This is a genomic window from Yoonia sp. 72, from assembly GCF_034652275.1.
GTDB lineage: Bacteria > Pseudomonadota > Alphaproteobacteria > Rhodobacterales > Rhodobacteraceae > Yoonia.
Genome location: NZ_JAXIWG010000001.1, coordinates 251,081 through 275,654, shown reverse-complemented (window position 1 = coordinate 275,654; position 24,574 = coordinate 251,081). Strand labels below are relative to the sequence as shown.

General features: G+C 62.7%; 23 protein-coding genes. 12 read left to right on the top strand and 11 right to left on the bottom strand.

What is annotated here, in order from left to right; translation table 11 throughout:
* Nucleotides 1-2: 2 nt before the first annotated feature.
* From VCK47_RS01460 to dusB, 7 genes are all read right to left on the bottom strand, one after another.
* Nucleotides 3-1,523 carry a TrkH family potassium uptake protein gene (locus VCK47_RS01460; RefSeq protein WP_322888955.1) on the bottom strand — a complete coding sequence of 507 codons (1,521 nt, stop codon included), beginning with the start codon at nucleotides 1,521-1,523 and terminating at the stop codon, nucleotides 3-5.
* Nucleotides 1,523-2,899 (bottom strand): Trk system potassium transporter TrkA, encoded by a 1,377-nt coding sequence (gene trkA / locus VCK47_RS01455; RefSeq protein ID WP_322888954.1) that lies wholly within the window; start codon nucleotides 2,897-2,899, stop codon nucleotides 1,523-1,525. The genes VCK47_RS01460 and trkA overlap by 1 nt, the downstream gene beginning before the upstream one ends.
* Nucleotides 2,896-4,299 carry a sigma-54 dependent transcriptional regulator gene (locus VCK47_RS01450; protein WP_322888953.1) on the bottom strand — a complete coding sequence of 468 codons (1,404 nt, stop codon included), beginning with the start codon at nucleotides 4,297-4,299 and terminating at the stop codon, nucleotides 2,896-2,898. The genes trkA and VCK47_RS01450 overlap by 4 nt, the downstream gene beginning before the upstream one ends.
* A gap of 7 nt (nucleotides 4,300-4,306) precedes the next feature.
* On the bottom strand, nucleotides 4,307-6,535 hold the full coding sequence (locus VCK47_RS01445; protein ID WP_322890004.1) for a PAS domain-containing sensor histidine kinase: 2,229 nt from the start codon (nucleotides 6,533-6,535) through the stop codon (nucleotides 4,307-4,309).
* A 123-nt stretch (nucleotides 6,536-6,658) separates the two neighbouring features.
* The gene (locus VCK47_RS01440) at nucleotides 6,659-8,032 is read right to left on the bottom strand and encodes a response regulator (protein ID WP_322888952.1); all 1,374 of its coding nucleotides are present in this window, start codon (nucleotides 8,030-8,032) and stop codon (nucleotides 6,659-6,661) included.
* A complete protein-coding gene (locus VCK47_RS01435; protein WP_322888951.1) occupies nucleotides 8,032-9,108 on the bottom strand; it encodes a two-component system sensor histidine kinase NtrB in 1,077 nt (358 codons plus the stop codon). Before VCK47_RS01435 ends, VCK47_RS01440 begins: the two co-directional genes overlap by 1 nt.
* Nucleotides 9,105-10,106 (bottom strand): tRNA dihydrouridine synthase DusB, encoded by a 1,002-nt coding sequence (gene dusB, locus VCK47_RS01430; protein ID WP_322888950.1) that lies wholly within the window; start codon nucleotides 10,104-10,106, stop codon nucleotides 9,105-9,107. Before dusB ends, VCK47_RS01435 begins: the two co-directional genes overlap by 4 nt.
* 183 nt (nucleotides 10,107-10,289) lie before the next feature.
* On the opposite strand from dusB, the gene VCK47_RS01425 reads away from it, so the two are divergent.
* The 3 genes from VCK47_RS01425 to VCK47_RS01415 are packed head-to-tail and all read left to right on the top strand — an operon-like array spanning nucleotide 10,290 to nucleotide 12,372.
* The gene (locus VCK47_RS01425; RefSeq protein ID WP_322888949.1) at nucleotides 10,290-11,423 is read left to right on the top strand and encodes a bifunctional 2-C-methyl-D-erythritol 4-phosphate cytidylyltransferase/2-C-methyl-D-erythritol 2,4-cyclodiphosphate synthase; all 1,134 of its coding nucleotides are present in this window, start codon (nucleotides 10,290-10,292) and stop codon (nucleotides 11,421-11,423) included.
* Entirely contained in the window at nucleotides 11,420-11,908 is a 489-nt protein-coding gene (locus VCK47_RS01420; protein ID WP_322888948.1) for a phosphatidylglycerophosphatase A, read from the top strand. The genes VCK47_RS01425 and VCK47_RS01420 overlap by 4 nt, the downstream gene beginning before the upstream one ends.
* On the top strand, nucleotides 11,905-12,372 hold the full coding sequence (locus VCK47_RS01415; RefSeq protein WP_322888947.1) for a CinA family protein: 468 nt from the start codon (nucleotides 11,905-11,907) through the stop codon (nucleotides 12,370-12,372). Before VCK47_RS01420 ends, VCK47_RS01415 begins: the two co-directional genes overlap by 4 nt.
* Here VCK47_RS01415 and VCK47_RS01410 read toward each other — a convergent pair.
* The gene (locus VCK47_RS01410; RefSeq protein WP_322888946.1) at nucleotides 12,333-12,806 is read right to left on the bottom strand and encodes a type II toxin-antitoxin system RatA family toxin; all 474 of its coding nucleotides are present in this window, start codon (nucleotides 12,804-12,806) and stop codon (nucleotides 12,333-12,335) included. The two genes, VCK47_RS01415 and VCK47_RS01410, sit on opposite strands and share 40 nt — an antisense overlap.
* A 135-nt stretch (nucleotides 12,807-12,941) precedes the next feature.
* On the opposite strand from VCK47_RS01410, the gene hpt reads away from it, so the two are divergent.
* The 4 genes from hpt (at nucleotide 12,942) to VCK47_RS01390 (ending at nucleotide 15,069) form a co-directional block, all read left to right on the top strand.
* Nucleotides 12,942-13,484, top strand: coding sequence for a hypoxanthine phosphoribosyltransferase (gene hpt, locus VCK47_RS01405; protein ID WP_322888945.1), 543 nt, complete (start codon nucleotides 12,942-12,944; stop codon nucleotides 13,482-13,484).
* Complete coding sequence (locus VCK47_RS01400) at nucleotides 13,484-13,657, top strand: hypothetical protein (RefSeq protein ID WP_322888944.1); 174 nt, start codon at nucleotides 13,484-13,486, stop codon at nucleotides 13,655-13,657. Before hpt ends, VCK47_RS01400 begins: the two co-directional genes overlap by 1 nt.
* Before the next feature lie 75 nt (nucleotides 13,658-13,732).
* Nucleotides 13,733-14,203: a cytochrome c gene (locus VCK47_RS01395; RefSeq protein ID WP_322888943.1), complete on the top strand. Its 471-nt coding sequence runs from the start codon at nucleotides 13,733-13,735 to the stop codon at nucleotides 14,201-14,203.
* Nucleotides 14,203-15,069: a c-type cytochrome gene (locus VCK47_RS01390; protein ID WP_322888942.1), complete on the top strand. Its 867-nt coding sequence runs from the start codon at nucleotides 14,203-14,205 to the stop codon at nucleotides 15,067-15,069. The genes VCK47_RS01395 and VCK47_RS01390 overlap by 1 nt, the downstream gene beginning before the upstream one ends.
* A gap of 49 nt (nucleotides 15,070-15,118) precedes the next feature.
* On the opposite strand, the gene lipA is transcribed toward VCK47_RS01390, so the two are convergent.
* Together lipA and VCK47_RS01380 are read right to left on the bottom strand one after the other, a co-directional pair.
* Complete coding sequence (lipA, locus tag VCK47_RS01385; protein ID WP_322888941.1) at nucleotides 15,119-16,078, bottom strand: lipoyl synthase; 960 nt, start codon at nucleotides 16,076-16,078, stop codon at nucleotides 15,119-15,121.
* A gap of 102 nt (nucleotides 16,079-16,180) precedes the next feature.
* The gene (locus tag VCK47_RS01380; RefSeq protein ID WP_322888940.1) at nucleotides 16,181-17,302 is read right to left on the bottom strand and encodes a DUF6456 domain-containing protein; all 1,122 of its coding nucleotides are present in this window, start codon (nucleotides 17,300-17,302) and stop codon (nucleotides 16,181-16,183) included.
* 246 nt (nucleotides 17,303-17,548) lie between these two features.
* On the opposite strand from VCK47_RS01380, the gene VCK47_RS01375 reads away from it, so the two are divergent.
* Nucleotides 17,549-17,845, top strand: a complete 297-nt coding sequence (locus VCK47_RS01375; protein WP_322888939.1) for a DUF6477 family protein — start codon at nucleotides 17,549-17,551, stop codon at nucleotides 17,843-17,845.
* Here the strand turns inward: VCK47_RS01375 and VCK47_RS01370 are convergent.
* Complete coding sequence (locus VCK47_RS01370) at nucleotides 17,842-19,392, bottom strand: trimethylamine methyltransferase family protein (RefSeq protein ID WP_322888938.1); 1,551 nt, start codon at nucleotides 19,390-19,392, stop codon at nucleotides 17,842-17,844. The genes VCK47_RS01375 and VCK47_RS01370 overlap by 4 nt on opposite strands.
* Nucleotides 19,393-19,534: 142 nt before the next feature.
* Between VCK47_RS01370 and guaA the strand changes: the two genes are divergently transcribed.
* The 4 genes from guaA (at nucleotide 19,535) to VCK47_RS01350 (ending at nucleotide 24,536) form a co-directional block, all read left to right on the top strand.
* Nucleotides 19,535-21,094, top strand: coding sequence for a glutamine-hydrolyzing GMP synthase (gene guaA, locus VCK47_RS01365; RefSeq protein ID WP_322888937.1), 1,560 nt, complete (start codon nucleotides 19,535-19,537; stop codon nucleotides 21,092-21,094).
* A 105-nt stretch (nucleotides 21,095-21,199) separates the two neighbouring features.
* Entirely contained in the window at nucleotides 21,200-22,765 is a 1,566-nt protein-coding gene (locus VCK47_RS01360) for an ABC transporter substrate-binding protein (protein ID WP_322888936.1), read from the top strand.
* 10 nt (nucleotides 22,766-22,775) lie between these two features.
* Complete coding sequence (locus tag VCK47_RS01355; RefSeq protein ID WP_322888935.1) at nucleotides 22,776-23,990, top strand: transglutaminase-like domain-containing protein; 1,215 nt, start codon at nucleotides 22,776-22,778, stop codon at nucleotides 23,988-23,990.
* Nucleotides 23,991-24,077: 87 nt separating this feature from the next.
* Nucleotides 24,078-24,536, top strand: coding sequence for an NUDIX hydrolase (locus tag VCK47_RS01350; RefSeq protein ID WP_322888934.1), 459 nt, complete (start codon nucleotides 24,078-24,080; stop codon nucleotides 24,534-24,536).
* The last annotated feature ends 38 nt before the right edge of the window (nucleotides 24,537-24,574 follow it).

Sequence of the window (24,574 nt, the reverse complement as noted above, 5' to 3'; positions counted from 1 at the left end):
GCCTAGCGCTGCCAGATCTCGGGGTTGAAGAGCGCGATGATCGCCAGCGTCTCGAGCCGGCCCAGCACCATGGCGGCGGCAAGGATCATCTTGGCGGCCTCTGGCAGGGCCGCATAGGAGATGGGGCTTTCGGCAGCGACCACGGCCAAAGGGCCGGTCGTCGACAAGGACGCAACCGTCAGCACCATCGCAGTCTCGAACGGGACGCCGGTCAGCGACAGGGCCAGCATCACCGCTGCGATGCTGAGCGCGAAGAGCATGAAGAAAACCCATGAAATATAGGCCCCCTGCCGTCTGATGCGCCGTGCATCGCGCCCGCCGCCGCCCACCGATGACGGCGACAGCAGCCGTTCCTGTTCGCGTTCCAGATGCCGGAACAGGGCGTAGATCCGCAACAGTTTGACCCCGCCTGCGGTTGTCGCGACCCCGCCCCCGATCAACGCGAGCCCGATCAGGAACAGCCCCGGCGTGGACAGGCGCGACCAGTCCGTCGCCTCGCCCCAGAACTGCGAGTCAAAGCCCGTCGTGGTCAGAAAAGACGTGACCGTGAACAGCGTGCCCCAAAAGGCGATGAACATATCGGGCAGGTTGAATGATGCATTAATGTCAGTGTTCCCGAAAAAATGGCGCAGAAACAGTGCCGATGTCGCAAGACCGATCAGGACCAGTGCCGTCATGAATTCAGGGTCGCGCCACAGACCCTGGTTGCGTTCCCCCGACAGCCCGCGCGAAAAGGTCAGCCGCGACAGGGCAAAGACGAAAAAGCAAAAGATCAGCAATTCGCCCAGAAACCCCGACGCGGCGAAATAAAGCCCGCCAATCGGCGTGATGCCCGAGGTCGACAGCACCGCCATCGCATGCGCCAGCGCGATATAGGGACGTTCCCCCAGCACCATCAGCCCGATCCAGAGCAAGGTGGTCAGCCCAGCATAGACCGGTGTCAATGCCATCGTATAGCGCACCAGCCGTTCCGACGGGTCGGCCACGGCGCCGATCTGGGTGAACGTCCCTGTCGTGCCGCGCCCGACGGCGGCGGTCGCGCGCACCTCGAACCCGCCAAGGTTCATCGGCGCAAAAATCGACACGGCGGTCACCCAGACCAGCAAGCCACCGAGCCAGCCAACGGTGGACCGCCACAGATGCTGCGATGGTGTCAAATCATCGCCGCCTTCATAGATGGTCGCCCCCGTGGTGGTGAAGCTCGACACCATTTCGAACCAGGCGTCCAGAAAGGTCGTGTTGCCCACCGCCTCGTAGAACGGCACCGCGAACATGATCGGCAGCACCGAGAACGCGGCCAGAAGACCGATCAATTGACTGCGGGCGACGTTCTTGGGCGCATAGCCCGACATCGTCAGACCGATCAGCAGCGTCAGGACCGAAAACAGGATAAACCCGTAGAAAAACACCCGCATCGTGGTGAAATCCCTGACCACAGCGCCATGCGCGGCAGGCAGCAGCATGGCGATGGCGCCGAGGCCCATCAGCACCACAAAGAACGGAAGGCGGATGATCCACTGCATCAGAAAAAGTCGATACTGACCTGCAACAGCCGTTCCACCTCGGGGACATCGGCGGTCATGGCAAAGATGGCGATGACGTCGCCTTCCTCGATCCGTGTCTCGGCGGTGGGGCGGATCACCTTGCGTTCCTTCATCATGCCGCCGATCAGCGTGCCTTCGGGAAAGTCGATATCCTTGATTTTCTGGCCTGCAATGGGCGATGTGCTAAGCACCTGCGCCTCGATCACCTCGGCCTCGGCGTCGCCGATGGAATAGACGTTGCGCACGCGGCCGTGCCGGATATGGCGCAGGATGGAACTGACCGTGGTGGCGCGCGGGTTGATATAGGCGTCGATATCAAGCGGGCCCATCAGCGGCACAAGCGTGGGGTCGTTGACCAGACAGATCGCCATCGCGCAGCCCATTTCCTTGGCGCGGACCGAGGCGAGCAGGTTCGTCTTGTCGTCATCGGTCACCACCAGTACCGCATCGGCATTGGTGATGCCTGCCTCGTCCAGCAGCGCGGTGTCCAGCCCGTCGCCATGCAGCACGATGGTCCGGTCGAGCGTGTCAGCGGCCCGTTCGGCGGCGGCGCGGTCCTTTTCGATGACCTTCACGCGAATACGTTCTGTCCGCGCCTCCAGCGCCAGCGCAACGCCAAGGCCCACATTGCCGCCGCCGATGATGACGATGCGTTCCTGTTTCGACTGCGTCTTGCCGAAGATTTCCAGCGTGCGGTTCAAATCCTCGGTATGGGTGAACAGATAACACTCGTCGCCCGCGAAAATCTGGTCCTCGGCGGATGGCACGAACAGCGTGCCTTCGCGCCTAATTCCGACGACAATGGCGCGCAGCGTTGAAAACAGGTCCGTCAACTGCCGCAAGGGCGTGTTGATGACAGGGCAATCATCCTCGATCGTGATCCCCAGAAGCTGCGCGCGCCCGTCAAGGAAACTTTCGGTATCGAACGCAGCGGGGGCTGCAAGGCGCTGCAACGCGGCCTCGGCCACCTCGCGTTCGGGCGAGATCACCACGTCGATGGGCAGATGATCCTTGCGATAAAGATCGCCATAAGCGGGGTCGAGATAGGTCTGCGCCCGCAGGCGCGCGATCTTGCGCTGCACGGCGAACACCGAATGGGCGACCTGACAGGTGACCATGTTCACCTCGTCCGAATAGGTGGCGGCGATGACCATATCGGCATCCCGCGCCCCTGCCCGTTCCAGCACGTCGGGGTGGCTGGCATAGCCTGTCACCCCCTGCACATCGAGCGTGTCGGTCGCGCGGCGCACCAGTTCGGGGTTGTTGTCCACGACGGTGACATCGTTCTTTTCGCCCGACAAATGGCGCGCGATCTGCCAGCCAACCTGCCCCGCGCCGCAAATGATGACTTTCATGCAACGTCACCGTCGATATAGGCGACGCGCCCACCCGATTTCGTTGTGGTCACCACGCCCAAAGACTTGAGCTTGCGGTGCAGTGCGGACCTTTCCATCCCCACAAACGACGCCGTGCGGCTGATATTGCCGCCGAAACGGTTGATCTGCGTCAGCAGGTATTCGCGCTCGAACAATTCGCGCGCCTCGCGCAAAGGCAGCGTGGCAAGCCCGCCCGCCAGCACGATCCGGCCTGTGTCGTCGGTGTTGTCTTCGGTCGAAGGCAGTTCGCGGGCGGATATGTCACCACGGCTTTCGCCAAGGATCAGAACACGTTCCATCACGTTCTTCAACTGCCGCACATTGCCCGGCCAATGCATCGTCTGCAACAGCGCGCGCGCATCATCAGCCAGCTTGCGCAAAGGCAGCCCTTGGGCGGTGTTGAACAGCGTGATGAAATGGTCCGCCAACACTGGAATATCCTCGCGCCGTTCTTCCAGCGACGGGACCGCGATGGGCACCACGTTCAGGCGGTGGTATAGCTCCTGCCGGAACACGCCCGCAGCAATCGCCGCCGACAGGTCGCGGTTGGTGCTGGAGATGACGCGCAAATCGACCTGCACCTTGTCGTTGCCGCCGACGCGCTGGAACCGCTGGTCCACCAGCACCCGCAGGATTTTCGACTGCGTGCCCAAGGGCATATCGGCCACTTCGTCGAAATAGATCACACCGCCGTTCGCCTCTTCCAGCAGGCCCGGTTCAACCCCGCGGCCTGAATCCTCGCGCCCGAACAGCACCTCTTCCATGCGGTCGGGCGCGATGGTGGCCGAACTGACCGTCACAAAAGGTCCGTTCGCCCGCGCCGAATTGGCATGGATATAGCGCGCGGCGATTTCCTTGCCCGATCCGGCGGGGCCCGTCAGCATCACACGCCCGTTCGATTTCGTCACCTTGTCGAGCTGCGATTTCAGCATGCGGAACGCAGCACTTTCGCCGATCATTTCCGCCTGCGCGATTTCCCCGCGTTTGAGTTCACTGTTTTCACGCCGCAGCCGCGAGGTTTCCATCGCGCGGCGAATGACGACCATCAACTGGTCGATATTGAACGGTTTTTCGATGAAATCGTAGGCACCCTGCTTGATCGCTGCCACCGCGATTTCGATATTGCCATGGCCGGAAATGATGACAATCGGCACTTCGGGATGGTCACGTTTGACCGATTTCAGAATGTCGATCCCGTCCATATTGCTGTCTTTGAGCCAGATATCGAGGATCATCAGAGCTGGCACCTCTGTGGCGATCTGCGCCATGCATTCGTCGGATGTGCCCGCCAGCCGTGTGGTGAACCCTTCGTCGCGCAGGATATCGGAAATCAGCTCCCGGATATCGCGTTCGTCGTCTGTGATCAGGATATCGCCCATATCGTCCTCATGCTGGTATTTTTGCTTTTTCGTGCTGTGCCTGCACCGCAGGCAGATGGATCACAGCGGCCGCCCCTGCGTGGCTATTGCCCGCGAAGATCTCGGCATCGGTCAGGGTTAATGTGCCGCCATGTTCCTCGATGATCTTCTTGACGATGGACAGGCCAAGGCCCGTGCCTTTGTCGCGCGTCGTCACATAGGGTTCGAATAGACGCGCGCGGTCCTCGGGCAGCCCGATCCCGTTGTCGGAAATTGTGATGCAAACGCGGTTGCCCTCTTGCTGCATGGCGACCCTGATCTGTGGCGCATAGCCTTCGGACCCACGCTTTTCGATAAAAGTTTCTGTGGCTTCGCCTGCATTCTTGATCAGGTTTAGCAAGGCCTGCGAGATCATCGTCGCATCCATATCGGCCAGCACAGCACCGCCTGGCAGATCGCTGGAGATCTTGACCTGCGGCTGGCCCGCACGTTGCAGCGTGATGGCGTCGGTCACCACCTTGGTCAGATCGTTGAGCACCAGCACCGGTTCAGGCATCCGCGCGAATTTAGAGAATTCATCAACAATGCGCCGCAAGTCATTGGTTTGGCGCACAATAACATCGGTCATTTGATCCAGCGCCTCGGCGTCGTCACCGACCTGCGCGCGGAACTTGCGCTTGATCCGCTCGGCGCTCAGCTGGATGGGGGTTAGCGGGTTCTTGATCTCGTGCGCGATGCGGCGGGCGACATCGCCCCATGCGGCCATACGTTGCGCGCTGACAAGGTCGGTCACATCGTCAAAGGCCACAACGTAACCTTCCAATGCGCCACCATCGGTGCGACGCGGCGACATGCGCACCAGCAGGCTTTCCTGCTGGCCTTTGCGGATGAGGTTGATCTGGTCCTGCACGGAATCGTGCCCCGACTGGCGGACCTGTTCGAACAGCGCCGCGAATTCCGGCACCGCAACCGACAATGAACTGTCGGCGGTGGTATCTGTGACCGACAACAACCGCCGTGCCGAGGGGTTCACGAAGGTGACGCGTCCTTCCGCATCCAAACCGACGACACCCGAGGTCACCGAACTGAGCACCGAGTCGAACAGCCGCCTGCGCCGTTCGGATATGCGGTTGCTGTCCAGCAGCGCCTCGCGCTGGCCTTTCAGCTGGCCTGTCATCTGGTTGAAATAATGGCCCAGTTGCGAGATCTCGTCGTCGCCTTCGTCTTCAATCACGCGCACATCCAGATCGCCCGACCCGACGCGCTGCGACGCCGATACCAGCCGCCCTACGGGGCGCGACAGCCGTTCGGCGAACCACAGCCCGCCCCAGATCGCCCCTAGGATCAGGATCAGCGCAAAGCCCAGATACAACAGCCCGAACTGGAACAGCATGCGTCCGCGGTCGCTGGCAAGCTGTTCGTATTGCTGCACTGTTTCGGTGGTTTCATCCAGCAAGGACAGCACGTTGCCATCCACGTCACGGGTGACATAAAGAAACCGGTCGGGAAAGGTTTCCAGCGGGATCAATGCGCGAAATTCGTTGTTTTCAGGGTCCTCGAAGATGACCAGACGTTCGGCGCGCGCGCGGGCAAAGTCTTCCGCGCTCGGGCGTTCATAGTCGAATTCATAAGACCCGACCGCACGTGCCGCGATAGTGCCCGCGCTATCGATGACAAACGCCTCGCTCAGCCCCCGGTCGATCTGGCCCTGCACCTCGCCCAAGGCGCGGCGCACATCGCCGTCGTCCATGAACAGATCGCGCTGCCGTTCTCGGTTGAGATAGGCCGCCAGCCCCTGTGCATCGCGGGTCAGGTCCTGGATATGTTCTTCCTCATAGGCCTGCGCGGTCGTCAGTGAGGTGCGCAGCACGTTGCCCACGGGTTCCGAAAACAACCCGTCGAGCGCCACCGACAAGAGCAGCACCGAAAACACCGCGACCAGCACCGTGGGGATCAGCGCAAAGACAGCGAACACGCTGGTCAGCCGCAAATGCAACCGCGATCCAGCCGATTTCGCGCGCCGGGCCGCGATCATCTTGGCGACCAGCCGCATCACCAGCGCCATCACGATCAGGATATAGACAAGGTCAATCAGCAGCATGACCTGGAGCGCGCGCGAGGACGTGCCCTGCCCCAGCGGCCCGACCACCCAATAGGTCAGCGCGGCAAGGACCGGCGCGCACAGCACCAGCGACACCGTCAGCGCATTCTGCACATGACGCTGCCGGAACCAGCGCACCAGCCGCGTGAAATCCATGCTCATAAGGGTACGCTGCACGCGTGCCGCCTTGTGATTGAGGCGGGGTTGCCCCCGCATGACCGCTTTTGCCGTGGCTTTCCCGCACTGCTGACGCAAGCGGGCCACGGTTCTGTTGCGCTTTTACATCAATTTGCGGCGGCGTGTCACGCGGATATCCAGATCAGTGATCTTCTTGCGCAAAGTATTGCGGTTGATCCCCAACAGATCGGCGCATTTGGCCTGATTCCCGCCTGTCGCGTCCAGCGCGATCTCGATCAGCGGGCCTTCGACCTCTTTGAGGATGCGGTTGTACAGACCGGGCGGAGGCAAGACTCCGCCATGCAGGTCGAAATAGCGGCGCAAATGCTTGCCGACGCTGGCCGACAGTTTCTCGCCCTCGCCGCCTGACCGGAGCGGCTCGATCGCGGGCTGGTTGCCCAGCACCATTTCCACCTCGGCGCGCGAAATCTCGTCCTCGGCGGCGGTAAAGACCAGTCGGCGGACGGCGTTTTCCAACTGACGCACGTTGCCCGGCCAGCTATAGGCGCGCACCATATCCAAAGCGGCAGACCCGAACCGGCGCGCGGGCGCACCTTCGCGTTCGGCGCGTGCAAGGAAATGCTCGGCCAAAAGCGGGATGTCATCGACCCTTTCGCGCAAGGACGGCACGGCGACGGTGACGCCGCCAAGGCGGTAAAACAGGTCCTCGCGAAAACTGCCGTCCTCCATACGGGCCATCAGGTCGTTTTGCGATGTGGCCATGATCCGCGGTGCGTTTTCGCCCAGAGTGTCGAGCATCCGCACGATCCGGGCCTGATCGGCGTCGGACAAGTCGCTGACCTCGTCGAACAGGATTGTGCCACCGCGCGCGCGCGACAACACGGTCGAAGGGCCATCCATCCCTTCCAGATCGCCCGGAGCCACGACGATGAACGGCAGGCTGCGCCGGTCGGAAAAATCATGCACGGCGCGCGCGATCAGCGATTTGCCGGTGCCGCTTTCGCCGGTAATCAGCACGGGCAGTTGCGTGTTCATCACCCGTGCGACCAGCCGGTAGAGCGCCTGCATCACGCCCGTGCGCCCCACAAGCGGCAGATCGCCGCCCTGTTCGGTTGCGTTCAGATCGGGCGCGCGCGATATCCCCGCACGGCGTTTGGTTTCGAGCGCGCGGGCCGCGCGTTTCATCAGGTCGGGCAGATCGAACGGCTTGGGCAGGTAATCATAGGCGTCGGCTTCGGCGGCCTGAATGGCGGTCATAATCGTGTTCTGCGCTGAAATCACGATCACCGGCAGGCCCGGGCGCAGGGCTGCAATCTTGGGCAGTTGTTCCAATCCGTTGCCGTCGGGCATGACGACATCGGAAATCACCAGATCGCCTTTGCCCTCGTCCACCCAGCGCATCAGCGTGACCAGCGATGACGTCGCATGCACCTTGCAGCCTGCCCTCGTCAGGGCCTGGGTCAAAACGGTGCGGATCGTGCGGTCATCATCGGCAACCAGAATTGTCCCGTCCATCAGTCTTCTCCTGTTTCAGTCTCTTTGGGGGCGAGCGGCAACGAAATGCGAAAACAGGTGCGCCCCGGCACCGAATCCACCGTGATCCAGCCGCCACCGTCGCCGATCAGCTTCGACACCAGTGCAAGGCCAAGGCCCGTGCCGTTTTCCTTGCCCGACACGAAGGGTTCGAACACATCCGCCGCGATACCGGGCGGCAGGCCGGGACCATCGTCGATGATCTCGATCTGCAAGGGCAGCCGCGATTGCGTGCCGTCAGGCCGGCGCACCCGCAAGGATGTGTCATAGAACGTATGCAGCCGGATCGCGCCGCCGTCCTTGTTGGCCTCGGCTGCGTTTTTCAGCAGGTTCAGGAACACCTGCAACAGCTGGTCCGCATCGGCCATCGTGCGCGGCAGGGAGGGATCGTAATCCTCGATATACAGCATATGTGCGCCGAACCCGACGGATGCAGACTGCCGCGCGCGGTCCAGAATGTCATGGATGTTCACAGGCTTGAGCAAGGGCGGGCGCAGATTGCCGAATTGTTCCACCTGTTCGAGCAGCTTGACGATCCGGCGGCTTTCCTCAACGATCAGATCGGTCAGTTCGCGGTCCTCGACGCTGATCCCCATCGACAAAAGCTGTGCCGCCCCCGTGATCCCCGCCAGCGGATTCTTGATCTCATGCGCCAGCATCTCGGCCATGCCGATCGCGGATTTCGCGGCCTTGGCAGAGGAATGGTTCTGCGTCACGCGGCTGGCAATCTCGCGCGGACTGATCATCACGATCATCACGTCGTCGGACCCTTGCAGCGGCGCGAATTGCAGGTTGCACATCATCGGCGGGTTTTCCCCGCTGCCGACATCGACGTCGTTGACGAACAGCGATGTGCGGTTCTGCCGCGCGCGGGCGAATGGTCCCTCCAGCGGAGCGTCGATCATCACCTTTTCCCAGATCCGTTGGCCGACCAGCGACCGTGTGGACAGGTTCAGGAAACTTTCCGCCGCCGCATTGCTCAGGATGATAACATCCTCGCCATCGAGCAGCAGCGCAGGCACCGGCAAGGATGACCAGAGGGCGGTATCCTGAATCATGCCGCCACCCGCATGGCCAAAGCATCGGGCAGATCACGCAGCACTACATCGGCGTCGGTTTCCGTCAGGATCGCCTTGCGCAGGGCCGCTGGCGTGCCTGCATCATCCATATACCAGCCCAGATGTTTGCGCGCCACACGGCGCCCCAGATCCAGCCCGTAGAACGACAGCATCGCGGAGTAGTGCTGTGCCACCATGTCGATGAACGCCGCCCCTTGCGGGATCACGGGCATCTTGGTGCCATGCAGCCGTGCTGCGACCTGTGCCAGCACCCAAGGCCGCCCCTGCGCGCCGCGCCCGATCATCACGCCATCGGCCCCCGACAGCGCCAGCGCCTTTTTTGCAGCCTCAGGCCCTGTGATATCGCCGTTGGCGATGACGGGAATGCTGACCGCCTCCTTGATCTCGCGGATCGCGGCCCAGTCTGCATGCCCCTTGTAGAACTGGCAGCGCGTGCGCCCGTGAATTGTGACCAACCGGATGCCAGCATCCTGTGCACGCCGCGCCACATCGGCGGCATTCAGGCAATCATGGTCCCAGCCCAGCCGCGTTTTGAGTGTAACGGGCAGTTTGACGGCATTCACCACCGCCTCGATCAGCCGCAAGGCGTGGTCGGGGTCGCGCAACAAGGCAGAGCCCGAGTAACCGTTCGTCACCTTTTTTGCAGGGCAGCCCATGTTGATATCGATCATTGCTGCACCGTTCGCCTCGATCATGCGGGCAGCCTCGGCCATCCAATGCGCCTCGCGGCCTGCGATCTGCACGGCGGTGCCTTGCTGGTCATAGCCAAGCTCGGCGCGTTCGCGCACGCCGGGCTTGGCCTGCACCATTTCCTGACTGGCGACCATTTCGCTCACGACCCAGCCTGCGCCGAAAGACGCGACAAGCTGGCGGAACGGCAGGTCGGTGATCCCCGCCAGCGGCGCAAGGGCAACAGGCGGTTGCAAGCTGATCTGGTCGAGCGTGATGGCGTGCGTATAATCCACAGGGTATGTCATGCGCCTAAAGGGTGTGCGTTGCCGCTGAAATAAGCTGGATCAGACGACACCACAACGCCGGAAGCGCCAGAACATCCCCAATTAATAGCATATGCTCAAAAATTAATCAAACCGCCCACCAAAGAGACGAATTGCACCGCAGCGCGCAGCGTCCTACACCAAGCCAAACCAGACAGGACCGCCATGACCACCACCGCCATCATCGTCGCCGCAGGCCGCGGCACCCGCGCAGGCGGGGATATTCCCAAGCAATGGCAACGCCTTGGCGCGCGCAGCATTGCCGCCCATGCGATGCAGCCTTTCGCAGATCATCCCGGCGTGGCGCATCTGGTGCTGGTGCTGCATCCCGACGATCTGGCAAGCGATGTCTGGCAGGATATGCCCGCAGCGACCGTCGTCGCAGGTGGGGCCACGCGCAAGGCCAGCGTGATGGCAGGCCTTGCCGCCGTGCCGGAGGGGACGACGCGGGTGCTGATCCACGATGCCGCCCGCCCGCTTGTCACAGCGCAAATCATCGACCGCGTGCTGGTAGCGCTTGAGACGCATCAGGGGGCCGCCCCTGCCGTGGCTGTGACAGATACGCTCTGGCACGGGGCGGGCGATCTGGTGACGGGGGTGCAGCCGCGCGACGGGCTTTACCGCGCGCAGACGCCGCAGGGGTTCCACCTTGCCCCGCTGCTGGCCGCACATCTCGCGCAGGATGATGACGCGACCGACGATGTGGGCGTTGCCCGCGCCGCAGGGCTGGACGTGACAATCGTCCAAGGCGATGAAAGCAATATCAAGATCACGACTCCGGGCGATTTCGCGCGCGCGGCAAAACTGATGGGACAGGACATGGATATCAGATGTGGTAACGGCTATGACGTGCACCGCTTCGGGCCGGGCGATCATGTCTGGCTTTGCGGGGTCAAGGTGCCGCACGGGCGGTCCTTGCAAGGGCATTCGGACGCAGATGTGGGCATGCATGCCGTGACCGACGCGATCTATGGCGCGCTGGGCAAGGGCGATATCGGCCAGCATTTCCCGCCATCCGACCCGCAGTGGAAAGGCGCTGAAAGCCATATTTTCCTGCGCCATGCTGTCGGTCTTGCCCATGACGCGGGCTACCGGATCAGCAATGTCGATTGCACGCTGGTGTGCGAATATCCCAAGATCGGCCCGCATCAGGGGGCGATGAAAGCCGCGCTTGCCGAAATCATGGGGCTGGACGCGGACCGGATCAGCGTGAAGGCCACGACATCCGAAAAGCTCGGGTTCACAGGCCGCGAGGAAGGCATCGCATCACTTGCGACCGTAACATTGGTGAAACCATGACCCATCTGATCGCCACCTTCTTTTATGTGGGCCATCTGCGCCCGGCCCCCGGCACATGGGGGTCGCTGGCTGCCCTGCCCGCTGCTTGGGCGCTGGTGACACTCGCCGGTCCTTGGGCGCTGGTCGCGGGGATCGTGCTGGCCTACGGGCTTGGCGTCTGGGCGACCGGCGTGGAAACCGCAGGCAAGGCCGACCACGACCCGTCCGAGATCGTGATCGACGAAGTCGCGGGCCAGTGGGTCGCGCTGTTGCCTGTCGCGTTCGGGGCCGCGATGCGCGATGCCGACTTGCTGGCACTCTGGCCTGGCTGGGTCGCGGCCTTCCTTCTGTTCCGGCTCTTTGACATCACCAAATGGGGCCCCGTGGGCTGGGCCGACCGGATGCACGGCCCAACAGGCGTGATGCTGGATGATGTGATCGCGGGGGTTTTCGCGGCCATCGGTGTCGTGGCGCTTGCCGCACTGTTCCATCTGGTGCTGCTGTGACGGCAGCAGCGATCCTGACGGCCGCAAAAGCGCGCGGCATCCTGATCGCCACCGCCGAAAGCTGCACCGGCGGCTTGGTCAGCGCGGCGCTGACCGATGTGGCGGGCAGTTCCGCGGTATTCGAGCGGGGGTTCGTGACCTATACCAATGCCGCCAAAGTGCAGATGCTGGGCGTGCGGCAAGCCACGCTCGACGCCCATGGCGCGGTGTCCGAAGAGGTGGCGGCGGAAATGGCGCAAGGCGCGCTGGCCCATTCGTCAGCGACGCTGGCGGTTGCGATCACCGGCATCGCAGGCCCCGGCGGGTCAGAGCATAAACCCGAAGGGCGCGTCTGTTTCGGCCTTGCCACGCCGGACCACTGCACAACACAGACGGTCGAATTCGGGGCCTTGGGCCGCGCGCAGGTCCGCCAGGCCGCCAAGGATCACGCGCTGGGGCTGTTGCTCACCGCTCTTGATCCGTAAAGTTCATGCGCGCGGCGCTCGAAGGCGCGCACGATCCGCTGCATCGCTTCGTTGAAGAACATGCCCGCCGCGCCCTGCAACAGACGGTTGCGGAATTCGAAATCCACAAAGAACGACACTTCGCAGCCGCCTTCCACATCTCGGAAATTCCACTGGCTTTCCATATGTTTGAACGGGCCGTCCAGATAAGCGGTGTCGATGCGCTTGATGTCAGGCCAGAGCGTGACCTTGGACCCGAATGTCTCGCGGAACACCTTGAACGAGATCACAAGGTCGGCCAGCATCACGATATGATCGCCGTGATCGGTCGTCTTGCGGATCCGCGCCGCCGCCGTCCACGGCAGAAACTTCGGATACTGCGCGACATCGCCCACAAGAGCGTACATCTGGTCGGCGGAAAACGGCAGAACGCGCGTTTCGGAATGCTGTGGCATGGTTTTCACCCTTCTGATGGCGATGTCGGCCAAAACGCCGCCCGTTTCAAGGTCTTTGGTCCAGAAAGCCGCAGCATGGATTGTCGCAGCCGGTGTTTTGCGGCACAACGACACGCGCAAAGACCGGAGACGCCAATGCCCGCCGACCACCCCCCTTACGTCATCGACCAGATGATCAGCGCAAAATCCATCGCGGCGCGGATCGAAAGCCTTGCCCGCGAGATCGGGACCGAATTTGCAGGCACCGACAAGCTGGTCGTCGTGGGCCTGTTACGGGGGTCTTTCGTATTCATCGCCGATCTTGTGCGCGAGCTGGAGCTGCCGGTCGAGGTCGATTTCCTTGAGGCATCTTCCTACGGCGACGGCACCGAAAGCAGCCGCGAGGTGCGTATCCTGAAAGACCTGCGCGGCCAGATCGAAGGGCGCGATGTGCTGGTGGTGGAGGATATCGTCGATACCGGTCACACACTGGCGCATGTCACCAAGTTCCTGCTGTCACGCAAACCTGCGAAATTGCGCACGATTGCCCTGCTGGACAAACCCGCCCGCCGCGAGGTGGATTTCAAGGCCGACTGGATCGGGTTCGAGATCCCCGACGAATTCGTCGTGGGTTACGGAATCGACTATGGCCAGCGCAACCGCAACCTGCCCTTCATCGGCAAGGTCCGGTTCACCTGATGAACCCGCTCTGGCTCTTGCGGATGAAACGCTGGGTGCAGAACCCGCCCTCGCCCGCGCGGATCAAGCTGGTGGCGGCCATTATCGGGGTCTGCCTTCTAGTATTCGCGCTGGAGCGGATGTTCGGCTGGCCCGCAGCGCTGACGCCCAATGACCTGCGCGGGATGCGCTGACGGTTTCGTGTTTATGGTTTGCGCAAACACGGGGTTAGCCTAGCGTCAACTTGCAGCGGAGCGGAAAGGCATCCCATGAAGATCACGACTATCATCGTCACAGCAGCCCTTGGGCTGAGCGTGTCCACCGCCATCGCACAGGACCTGAGCGAGGACCAGCAACGGGCGCTGACCGCAAGGCAGGCCCATATGGGGCTTTACGGATTCTACCTGACCCCGCTGGGCCAGATGGCGCAGGACCGCATCCCCTATGACGCGGCCATTGCCAGTGCGGCGGCGAGCAATCTGGCGGCGATGGCGGCGATTGATCAGGCGGCCTTTTGGGTCGATGGCACAGACAGTGGCACCGTGGAAGGCAGCCGTGCGCGGGCGGAAATCTGGACCGACCCCGATGGCTATGCGCAGGTCCAGCAAGGCATGGCCGATGCGACGGCGGCACTTGCCCTTGTCGCCGGTGACGGGATCGACGCGCTGAAAGGCGCTTTTGGCCCTGTCGGGCAATCCTGTGGCGCCTGCCACCAGAATTACCGCGCGCCCGCAAACTGATGGCCCGCTGGCCGTGGATCGCGGGGCTGGCTGTGCTGGCGATTGGCGCAGGCTGGGTCGCGACACGGCCTGCCCCGCTGCCCGCGACCGCGCTGGACGGCATCACCCCTGACGCCGCGCGCGGTGAAACCGTCTTTGCCATCGCAGGCTGCGCAAATTGCCACGCCGCCACGGACGGCCCGCGCGAGGTGCTGTCGGGCGGGCGCGCCTTTGCCAGCGATTTCGGCACCTTCCACGCGCCCAATATCTCATCCGATCCGGTGCATGGCGTAGGCGGCTGGACCGATCTGGAGCTTGCCAGTGCCATCACGCGCGGTGTGTCCCCGCAGGGTGCGCATTACTATCCGGCCTTTCCCTATACCAGCTACATCAAGGCCGATCTGCAAGACGTGGCCGATCTGATCGCGCATATGCGCAGCCTGCCCGCCTCGAACAGTCCCAGCCTGCCACATGATCTGCGCTTTCCCTATAACATCCGCGCGGGGCTTGGCGCGTGGAAGGCGCTCTACCTGCGCGACGACTGGGTGGCTGATGCGCCAACGCCCGAGCTGGAACGCGGCCGCGTGCTGGTCGAGGCTTTGGGCCATTGCGCCGAATGTCACACACCGCGCGACGCCTTGGGCGGGCTCGACCGCAGCGCCTGGATGACCGGCGCGCCCAACCCCAGCGGCGAAGGGCGGATACCGGGGATCACGCCCACCGCGCTCGACTGGTCGGCGCAGGATATCGCGGCCTATCTGCAAAGCGGGTTCACGCCGGAGTTTGACAGCGCAGGCGGCAGCATGGCCGAGGTCATCCACGGCACGGCGGCCTTGTCCGACGACGACCGGCTGGCGATTGCGGCCTATCTCAAGGCGCTGCCTTGAGATCGCGGGGCGCTGCCCCGCACCCCGGAGTATTTTCAGAAAAAAGAAGTCAGGCGCGGCCGAGCTTCTTGTTGCGCGCGTCCCGCAGGCGGGCGAAGTCGTCGCCTGCGTGATAGGACGACCGCGTCAGCGGCGTGGCGGAGACCATCAGGAAGCCTTTGCCGTAAGCCGCTTTTTCGTAAGCTGCGAATTCCTCGGGTGTCACAAAACGGTCGACGCGGTGGTGTTTCGGGGTCGGTTGCAGATACTGGCCGATGGTCAGGAAATCGATGTCGGCAGCGCGCATGTCGTCCATGACTTGCATGACGGCCTGTTTGTCTTCGCCCAGACCCACCATGATGCCCGATTTGGTGAACATCGACGGGTCCAGTTCCTTGACCCGTTGCAAGAGGCGCAAGCTGTGGAAATAGCGCGCGCCGGGGCGCACCTCGGGGTAGAGGCCGGGGACCGTTTCGAGGTTGTGGTTGAACACGTCGGGGCGCGCGGCGACGACAGTTTCCAGAACGGATGGATCGCAACGGATGAAATCGGGGGTCAGAATCTCGATCGTGGTGCCGGGCGACTGGCGGCGGATCGCGCGGATCGTCTGGGCGAAATGTTCCGCCCCGCCATCGGCGATATCATCACGGTCGACGGAGGTGACAACGACATGGTTCAGCCCCAGTTTCTTGACCGCATCGGCCACGCGGCCGGGTTCGAACACGTCCAAACCCTCTGGCGGTTTACCGGTCGCGATATTGCAGAAGGTGCAGGCGCGGGTGCAAACCTCGCCCATAATCATCATCGTGGCATGGCCCTGTGACCAGCATTCGCCAACGTTCGGGCAGCCCGCCTCTTCGCAAACGGTGACCAGCTTGTGTTCACGCATGATGTCGCGGGTGGTCTTGTAGCCTTCGGAGGTCGGGGCCTTGACCCTGATCCAGTCCGGTTTCTTGGGTTGCGGCGCATCCGCGCGGCGCTGTTTTTCCGGATGACGCTGTGCCGGAATTTTCAGATCGCGTGGGGACATGGCTTCGCTCCGATTTGACATGTCTTACAGCTAGCGTCGCCCGCGTGATTTGTCCAATGGCAAGCACGGCCCGCATGGCGGACCTGCAGCCTGCGCATGGGGTCAGCCGATCATCGGGCCATAGCGCCCTTGGGTCTGCGCATAATGCCGCGCGAGCCGGTCAAGCGCGATGCGCAGCACAATCTTGCCCGACCGTGCCGACCAGCCCATCGTCTTTTCGGTCTGTTCCAGCCCTTCAAGCAGGCAGCAGCAGCGCAGCACCACATCGCCCAGACCGGGGCCCAGATCGGCAAGGGCGGCGCGCACGCGGTCATGCGCGGCCTTTGCCCCCGGTGCAGCATCGGCGCGCGCGGGCGGCACCTGCCCGAGTGCGGCCTGATCCCAGCCCGCAGCACCGCCAGTGGCAAGCAACGCCAGTTCGAAATCCTCGCGCAGGCGTTCGCCCGTGGCGACGAGATCGCGAGAGAGAAACAGCGCCCCGTCACGGTCGCGCCGCCGGGCCAACCCCACCAGCGGGCTTTCGGTGACGTGATAGCGCATCTGCCCGCGCGGGTCGTCGTCCAGCGTGACCATGTCCCAACCCGCATCATCGGGCGCGGACCCGCGTTTGTCGGCAAAACCTCCGGCGCGGTTCTCGTCCTGCGCCGTCAACCGGCGCAGCGCGGCGCGGCCGGTGTTGGTAATAAAATAGCGCGCGATCCGTGCGTCAGGATCGGTGCAGGCGATCCAGTCCTTCAGCGCCATCGCCTGCGCGATTTCGCGGTCCACGCTGGTCGTGCGCATCTGGTCGCCGGTCTGGCTTTGCCGGACCACCACGGCGGTGGTCATGTCACGCGCGGCGGCCAGCACGGCCCCCGGTTCGCACAGGCGGCGCAGGATGCGGCGGGCTTCCTGGTCGATGCGGTGTTGGGTCAAAGGCAATCCCGGTTCTGTCTCTGTCAGGCGGCTGTCCAATGTCATGGGTGCTGTTCCCTTTGGCTGGTCGGCGGGTTCGGCGCTGGCTTGCGCCGACAGTGATCTGAGGGCCCCGTCGATCAGCAGATCGTCGCGGCGGATTTCCAGCTTGCGGACCTGCCGCAAGACCGTGGACGGGTGGCAATCGCGGGCGCGGGCCAAGGCACGGATCGACATACCGGCCTCTGTATGCACCAGATAATTGCGGACCGCGTCGGGGACCCATGTGGGGTAGGTGTCAGACCGTTGTGGCCCCGGTCGTGCCGTCATTTTTCCTTGTTCCTTTTCCTGTGACCATCCCGGTCCAGGCAAAGTCCGCTGTCATGTCATCCGTCAGGGACTCAACCTAAAAATGTATGGTTACCTAATTGTTAACGAAGCTTTGGCCCCGTCAACTATTGTTACCAAAGGATAAAGATTTCTGAGGGCAGCGTTCTTAACTTTTGCCAAAACGGCAACACCCGTCAGGATTGTGCAATGGTCGGATCAGGACACCCAACCTGAAAGGCCTGACCGATGCTTGATGTGATGACCCTGATCCGGAACCTCCGCCGCCCCGCGCTGCTGGCGCGCGCTGCCCGTTTCGGTGCCGATGATTATCGGCGCGAGGTGGTTTTGCCGCGCTTGCTGAAAACCGAAAAGCTACCGCGCCCGGCGGCGGCGGTCATGGCCTTGCTGGAACTGGAGGCGGCAACCGATGCCCGCAGAATCGCAAAGGCGGGCGATTATTCGCCCGCCCGCCATGTCGAATTGCTGATCGCAATCACCGGCGAAGCGCGGATGCTGACAGCAACCGCGCCGCGCGCGGTTTAGGCGAAAGCGTCGGGCATCGATGCCTTTTTGGCAGCCACATAGGCACGCAGCCGCGCTTCGATCTCGGGGTCGAGGGGGGGCTGCTGATAGGTGTCGATCAGTTTCTTGACCCGTGCGCTGGCCAGCGCGACGGTATCGCGCGCGCCTTCTTCGTCCCATGTCTCGAAGGGTTTGTAGTCGAACAGGTCCGACCGCCAGAACGCCGCCTTGAAGTTGGATTGCGTATGTTCGCAGCCCAGAAAATGCCCGCCGGGGCCAACCTCAGCCAAAGCATCCATGGCCTGCCCGTTTTCGGACATATCCACGCCGCGCGCGAAATGGTGCAGCGTGCCCAATTGGTCAGCGTCCATCACGAATTTTTCAAAACTTGCGACCAGCCCGCCTTCGAGCCAGCCACAGGCGTGCAGCATGAAATTGACGCCTGACAACAGCCCCATGTTCAGACTGTTGGCGGTCTCGTACGCGGCCTGCGCATCGGGCAGCTTGCTGCCGCAGAACGACCCCGCCGACCGGTACGGCAGGTTCATCCGCCGCGCGAGCTGCCCCGCGCCATAGGTGATCTGGCTGGCCTCTGGCGTGCCGAAGGTGGGCGCGCCAGAGTTCATGTCGATGGACGCCACGAAGGTGCCGAACACGACGGGAGAGCCTGCGCGCACCAGTTGGGAATAGGCGACACCCGCCATCACCTCGGCCAGCACTTGCGTCAGCGTACCCGCGACGGACACAGGCGCCATCGCGCCGCCCACGATGAAGGGGCTGATGATGCTGGCCTGATTATGCGCTGCAAATACCTCCAGCGCGCCCATCATCACGGAATCAAACGTCAGCGGCGAGTTGATGTTGATGAGCGAGGTCATCACCGTGTTGTCGCGCACAAAATCCGCACCGAACAGGATCTCGCACATCTCGATGCTGTCCTGCGCGCGGCTGGGTTCGGTCACCGATCCCATGAAGGGTTTGTCGCTCAGCACCATATGCGCAAGCAGCATGTCCAGATGCCGCTTGTTCACGGGCACATCTGTTGGCTCGCAGACGGTGCCACCCGAATGGTGCAGCCATTTGGACATATAGCCCAGTTTCACGAATTTCTCGAAATCGGCCATGGTCGCATAGCGCCGCCCGCCTTCGGCATCGCGCACGAAGGGCGGGCCGTAAACAGGCGCCAGCACAAGGTTCTTGCCGCCAACCACCACGTTGCGCTCTGGGTTGCGCGCGTGCTGGACATATTCGGACGGCGCGGTGGAACACAGCTTGCGCGCCAGACCGCGCGGGATGCGCACGCGTTCGCCGTCGATCTCGGCCCCTGCACCCCGCCAGAGCTCCAGCGCGGCAGGGTTATCGACGAAGTTCACACCGATCTCGGCCAGCACGGTTTCGGCATTCGCCTCGATCACCTGCAGAGCCTCTTCGGTCAGGACCTCGTAATTGGGGATATTGCGTTCGATATAATGGGCGGTTTCGACGCTGACCGCTGTGCGTTCGGCCCGCCGTGCGGCCCCGCCGCCACCGCGCGCGCGACGGGGTGAAATGACTGATGCATCCGACATGGCGATTCCTCTTTGGGCAAAGTTCGCGGTCTTTCTAGCGTTACCGCCGCACGGATCTTGCCGTGTTTACGCCCCTTCAGACGCGAAAACGACATTGCCCGCCCTCTTGCGTTGGGGCGCATCTGGCTTTACCGACTGCGGCATGGAAAACAGCACATATGAACGCTTGCTGATCATTGATTTCGGCAGCCAGGTGACACAGTTGATCGCGCGGCGTCTGCGCGAACTGAATGTCTATTGCGAGATTCACCCGTTCAACAAGGTGACGGACGACTTTCTGGCCGATTTCGCGCCCAAAGCGGTGATCTTTTCGGGCGGACCTGCGTCGGTGTTCGCCGACGGCGCGCCAATGCCGCCCAAATCCGTCTTTGACCTCGGCGTGCCGATCTTGGGCATCTGCTATGGCCAGCAAGTGATGATGCATGTGCTGGGCGGCAAGGTGGAACGCGGCCACGGCACCGCCGAATTCGGCCGCGCCTATGTGACCCCTGTGGAAAAGCTCGACCTGCTTGAAGGCTGGTTCCTGACCGACCGCGAACAGGTCTGGATGAGCCATGGCGACCATGTCTCCGCCATCGCGCCGGGTTTTGCGGTTTATGGCACATCGCCCAATGCGCCCTTTGCGATCACGGCGGATGTGAACCGGCATTTCTATGCCGTGCAGTTCCACCCCGAGGTGCACCACACCCCGAACGGCGCGCGGCTTTACGAAAACTTCGTGCGCATCGCAGGTTTTTCCGGTGACTGGACGATGAGCGCCTACCGCGAACAGGCCATCGCCGCGATCCGCGAACAGGTGGGCGACAAGCAGGTGATCTGCGGGCTGTCGGGGGGCGTCGATTCATCGGTCGCCGCCGTGCTGATCCACGAGGCGATCGGTGACCAGCTGACCTGCGTTTTCGTCGATCACGGCCTTTTGCGGCAGGGCGAGGCCGAAGAGGTCGTGACCATGTTCCGCGACCATTACAACATGCCGCTGATCCATGCCGACGAAAAGGAACTGTTCCTTGGCAAGCTGGAAGGGGTCTCTGATCCCGAAACCAAGCGCAAGATCATCGGTGGGCTGTTCATCGACGTGTTCCAGAAATACGCGAACGGCATCGAAGGTGCGGAATTTCTTGCCCAAGGCACGCTTTACCCCGATGTGATCGAATCGGTGTCGTTTTCGGGCGGCCCCTCGGTCACGATCAAAAGCCACCACAATGTCGGCGGCCTGCCCGAAAAGATGGGGCTGAAACTGGTCGAACCCCTGCGCGAATTGTTCAAGGACGAAGTCCGCGCATTGGGGGCCGAGCTTGGCCTGCCACCGAGCTTCATCGGGCGTCACCCCTTCCCCGGCCCCGGTCTGGCTATTCGCTGCCCCGGCGAGATTACCCGCGAAAAGCTGGATATCCTGCGCAAGGCCGATGCCGTTTTCATCGACCAGATTCGCAAACACGGGCTTTATGACGAGATCTGGCAAGCCTTTGTCGCGATCCTGCCCGTGCGCACCGTGGGTGTCATGGGCGACGGGCGCACCTATGATTTCGCCTGTGCCTTGCGTGCGGTCACATCCGTGGACGGCATGACGGCGGATTATTACCCGTTCACCCATGATTTCCTTGGTGAAACCGCCACACGGATCATCAACGAGGTGACGGGGATCAACCGCGTGACCTATGACATCACCTCCAAACCCCCCGGCACGATCGAATGGGAATAGGCGTCAGTCGCTGCATCTTGCGGCCCGCCTGACCACTGCTGCCTTGTGCCCCGCGCAAGAGGGTGCCACGTTCGGGTGAAACCGGATCAAAGGCAGGATGATGACATGACACGACCACGCGCACTGATCGGTCTGTTGGCGGCAACGACGGTCCTTGTGACCGGCATGGCCGCGCAGGCGGAAACTTTCCGTTGGGCAGGCACGACCGATCCGCAAACGATGGACCCTCATGCTGCCAACCTCGCGCCCGTGACGTCTTTCCTCAACAACGTCTACGAAGGACTGGTGCGCCGCGACAAGGATATGTCGTTGGAGCCATCGCTGGCCACCAGTTGGGCACCGCTGACCAATGAGAACGGCTGGCGCTTTGTGCTGCGCCAAGGGGTGACATTTCACAACGGCAGCCCGTTCACCGCAGATGACGTGCTGTTTTCCTATGAACGCGGCATTTCGGAACAGTCGGATGTAAAGTCATGGTTCGCGCCCGTGTCCGAAGTGCGCGTGGTCGATGACTTCACGGTCGATATCGTGACCTCTGCCCCCAACCCGATCTTTCCCGACAGCATCGCCAACTGGCTGATCATGAGCCGGTCATGGGCCGAGGCGAACGGTGCCGAAACACCCGCCCGCGACGCCGAGACGTTTTCCACGCTCAACACCAACGGCACCGGACCCTTCATCCTGACGGCGCGCGAACCGGGTGTCGAAATCAGGCTGGCACCCAACCCCAATTGGTGGGACACCCCCGAACACAACATCACCGAAGCGATCTTCAACCCGATCGACAATGCGGCCACCGGTCTTGCCGCCTTGATCGCGGGCGATGTGGATATGCTGGCCCCCGTCCCGATCCGCGATGTCGATCGCCTGCGCGAGACAGAGGGTGTGCAGGTCTTCGAAGGGCTGGAAGCGCGGGTTATCATGCTGGGTTTCGGGCATGATCAAGACACCCTGCGCGGCACGGACCTGCCCAACCCGTTTCAGGACGTCCGCGTCCGGCAAGCCGCCGCCGCTGCAATCAACGTAGAGGCGCTTAATCAGGTGCTGTTGTCGGGCATGGCCGAACCCGCGTCACAATTGCAGCCTGCCGGCCTGTCGGGCTATTCTGACGCCCATGCCGACCGTCCGGCACTTGACCTTGACGCCGCGCGCAGCCTGTTGGCCGAGGCAGGTTATCCCGACGGCTTCACCTTCAACTTCAAATGCACCAACGACCGCTACATCAACGACGAGGCGATCTGTCAGGCCATCACCGGCATGCTGGGTCAGGTCGGCCTGACCGCCGAACTCGAAACAATCCCCGTGCGCACCTATTGGGACGAATTGCGCGGCGACGCCTACGATATGTATTTCCTTGGCTGGTCGCCGGGCACGTTCGATGCCGAACACCCGATCCGGTTCCTTGCGCACACACCGACCGAACAGCTGGGCACATGGAATTTCGGCGGCTATTCCAACGCGCGGATTGATGAACTACTGCCGCTGGTGCAGCAGGAAATCGACACCACCGCCCGTCAGGCCATGTTGGACGAGATCGCTGGCATCCTGCAGGACGAAATGGCCTATATCCCGCTTTATACCGAACCGCTGGCATGGGCCGCGCGTGACGGGATCGATCTGATCCAGCGCACCGACAATTTCTTTATGCTGCGCTGGGTCACAGTGGAATAAGGGCGCGCAGGTGCCGCAAGACAACTTTTCCTGCACCATTGATCTGCATTTCGACCCTTGGGGCTATGCCGATGATGCCGAGCTAGAGGTGCTGTTGCCGCTGCCATCCAGCGACGGCTATCAGCATGTCCTTGCGGTCACCGCCCCTGACGGGTTGGACATCGTTGATGCCTCCGGCCACAGACGGCTGGTCCGGCTTGAACAGGGGCAGACCGCAACTGTCACCGTGCGGGTCGCCACGCAAAGACTGCGCCACGGCCAGTATCTGCAATTGCCACCCCCCGGCCCCGCCGATCTGGCGGCAGCGCCGATGATCGTGGCAGATGAGGCGCTGCGCGACCTTGCCTTGCGCTGCATCACGGGTATCGACAACCCCCGCGACCGGATTGCCGCGCTGGCCAAGGCCACGGCGGATGCATTGCGCTATCAATATCCGCGCGACGGGCGCGGGGCGGCACGGTCACTGGCCCGCGGCTGGGGCGATTGCGGAGAATATGCCTTTGTCTTTACGGCCCTTTGCCGTTTGGCGGACATTCCGGCGCGGCCTGTCTTCGGGCTGCTTGCCGCGCCGTGGATGACGTCGCCCCATGCCTGGGCCGAGGCGTGGGATGGCACAGGCTGGCTGCCCGTCGACCCCAATTTCGTGCGTGAAGGCGTCTATCTCGGCCCGCTGTTCGACACCGGTGCGCAGCCCCAAGATCACATCGGCGCGCTGGATATGTACCGGCTGGTCCTGTCGCGGCACACTGGCATCCCGTGGCCCGGTGCCGTGCCGGATATCCAGCCCGCGCAGGCGGCGGGCTTTATGCTTGATCTGGATGGCATCGGTACGGTCGCGTTCTGGCATGCAGCCCCCGCTTGGCAGGCGCGGCCTGTTGTGCCGTTCCTGCAAATGCCGTGGACCGTGATCGCCAAACCGCGCCCGGCAAGCCTGCGCAGCACATGGCGCAGGCTGCGGCCATGGCGCGTCAAACTGCGGGCACCCTCGCGCAGATGGCCGCGCAGCCCATGGGTCGTCGCCGATATCGTCGCCATGCATCCGGCCAAAGGGATCGCCTTTGTCATCGCGGCTGTGGCGCTGATGGCATGGGTCCCACCCCTATCGGCGGCGCTGCAAGGGGCGGTCTGGCTGTGGGTGGCGGTCTTTGGTCTGGGCATGCTGCGTTACGCGCGCCTGATGCGTTTGCGATCAAAACGCCGTGCAGGTCGGGCAGCGTCAACCTAGGAAATCCGCAAGACTTTGCGTTTACCTCAAGTTGTGTGTATAAGCGGTTGAATAAACAAAAAGACACCGCAAAGAACGGGCAACACAATGACAACAGGCATGCGCAAGACATGGACCGATCTGGTCCTTCCCTTTTTCCGTCGCCCCCGGCGGCTGCAGGTGGCAGCGCTGTGCTACCGGCAGGATAGCGGCGAAAAAGAGGTGCTGTTGATCACATCGCGTGGCACGGGCCGCTGGATCATCCCCAAAGGCTGGCCGATTGACGGCAAGGATGCACCGGGTGCAGCACTGCAAGAGGCATGGGAAGAAGCGGGCGTCAGGTCGGGCCGCGTCACAGGCGAGGCTGTGGGCATCTATTGCTACGAAAAACAGCTGTCAACGGGATTGCCTGTGGCTGTCGAAACGCTTGTTTTCGCGGTCGAGGTCGGAAAGCTGGAACAGGATTACCCCGAGGTTGCCGAACGTCGCCGCAAATGGGTTAGCCCCGCAATGGCGGCCAACATGGTTCAGGAACCCGAATTGCAGCAGATCCTGCGTAATATGTAACACTTTTGTATCAGTTTTGTAACGCAACAGGTTGTCCC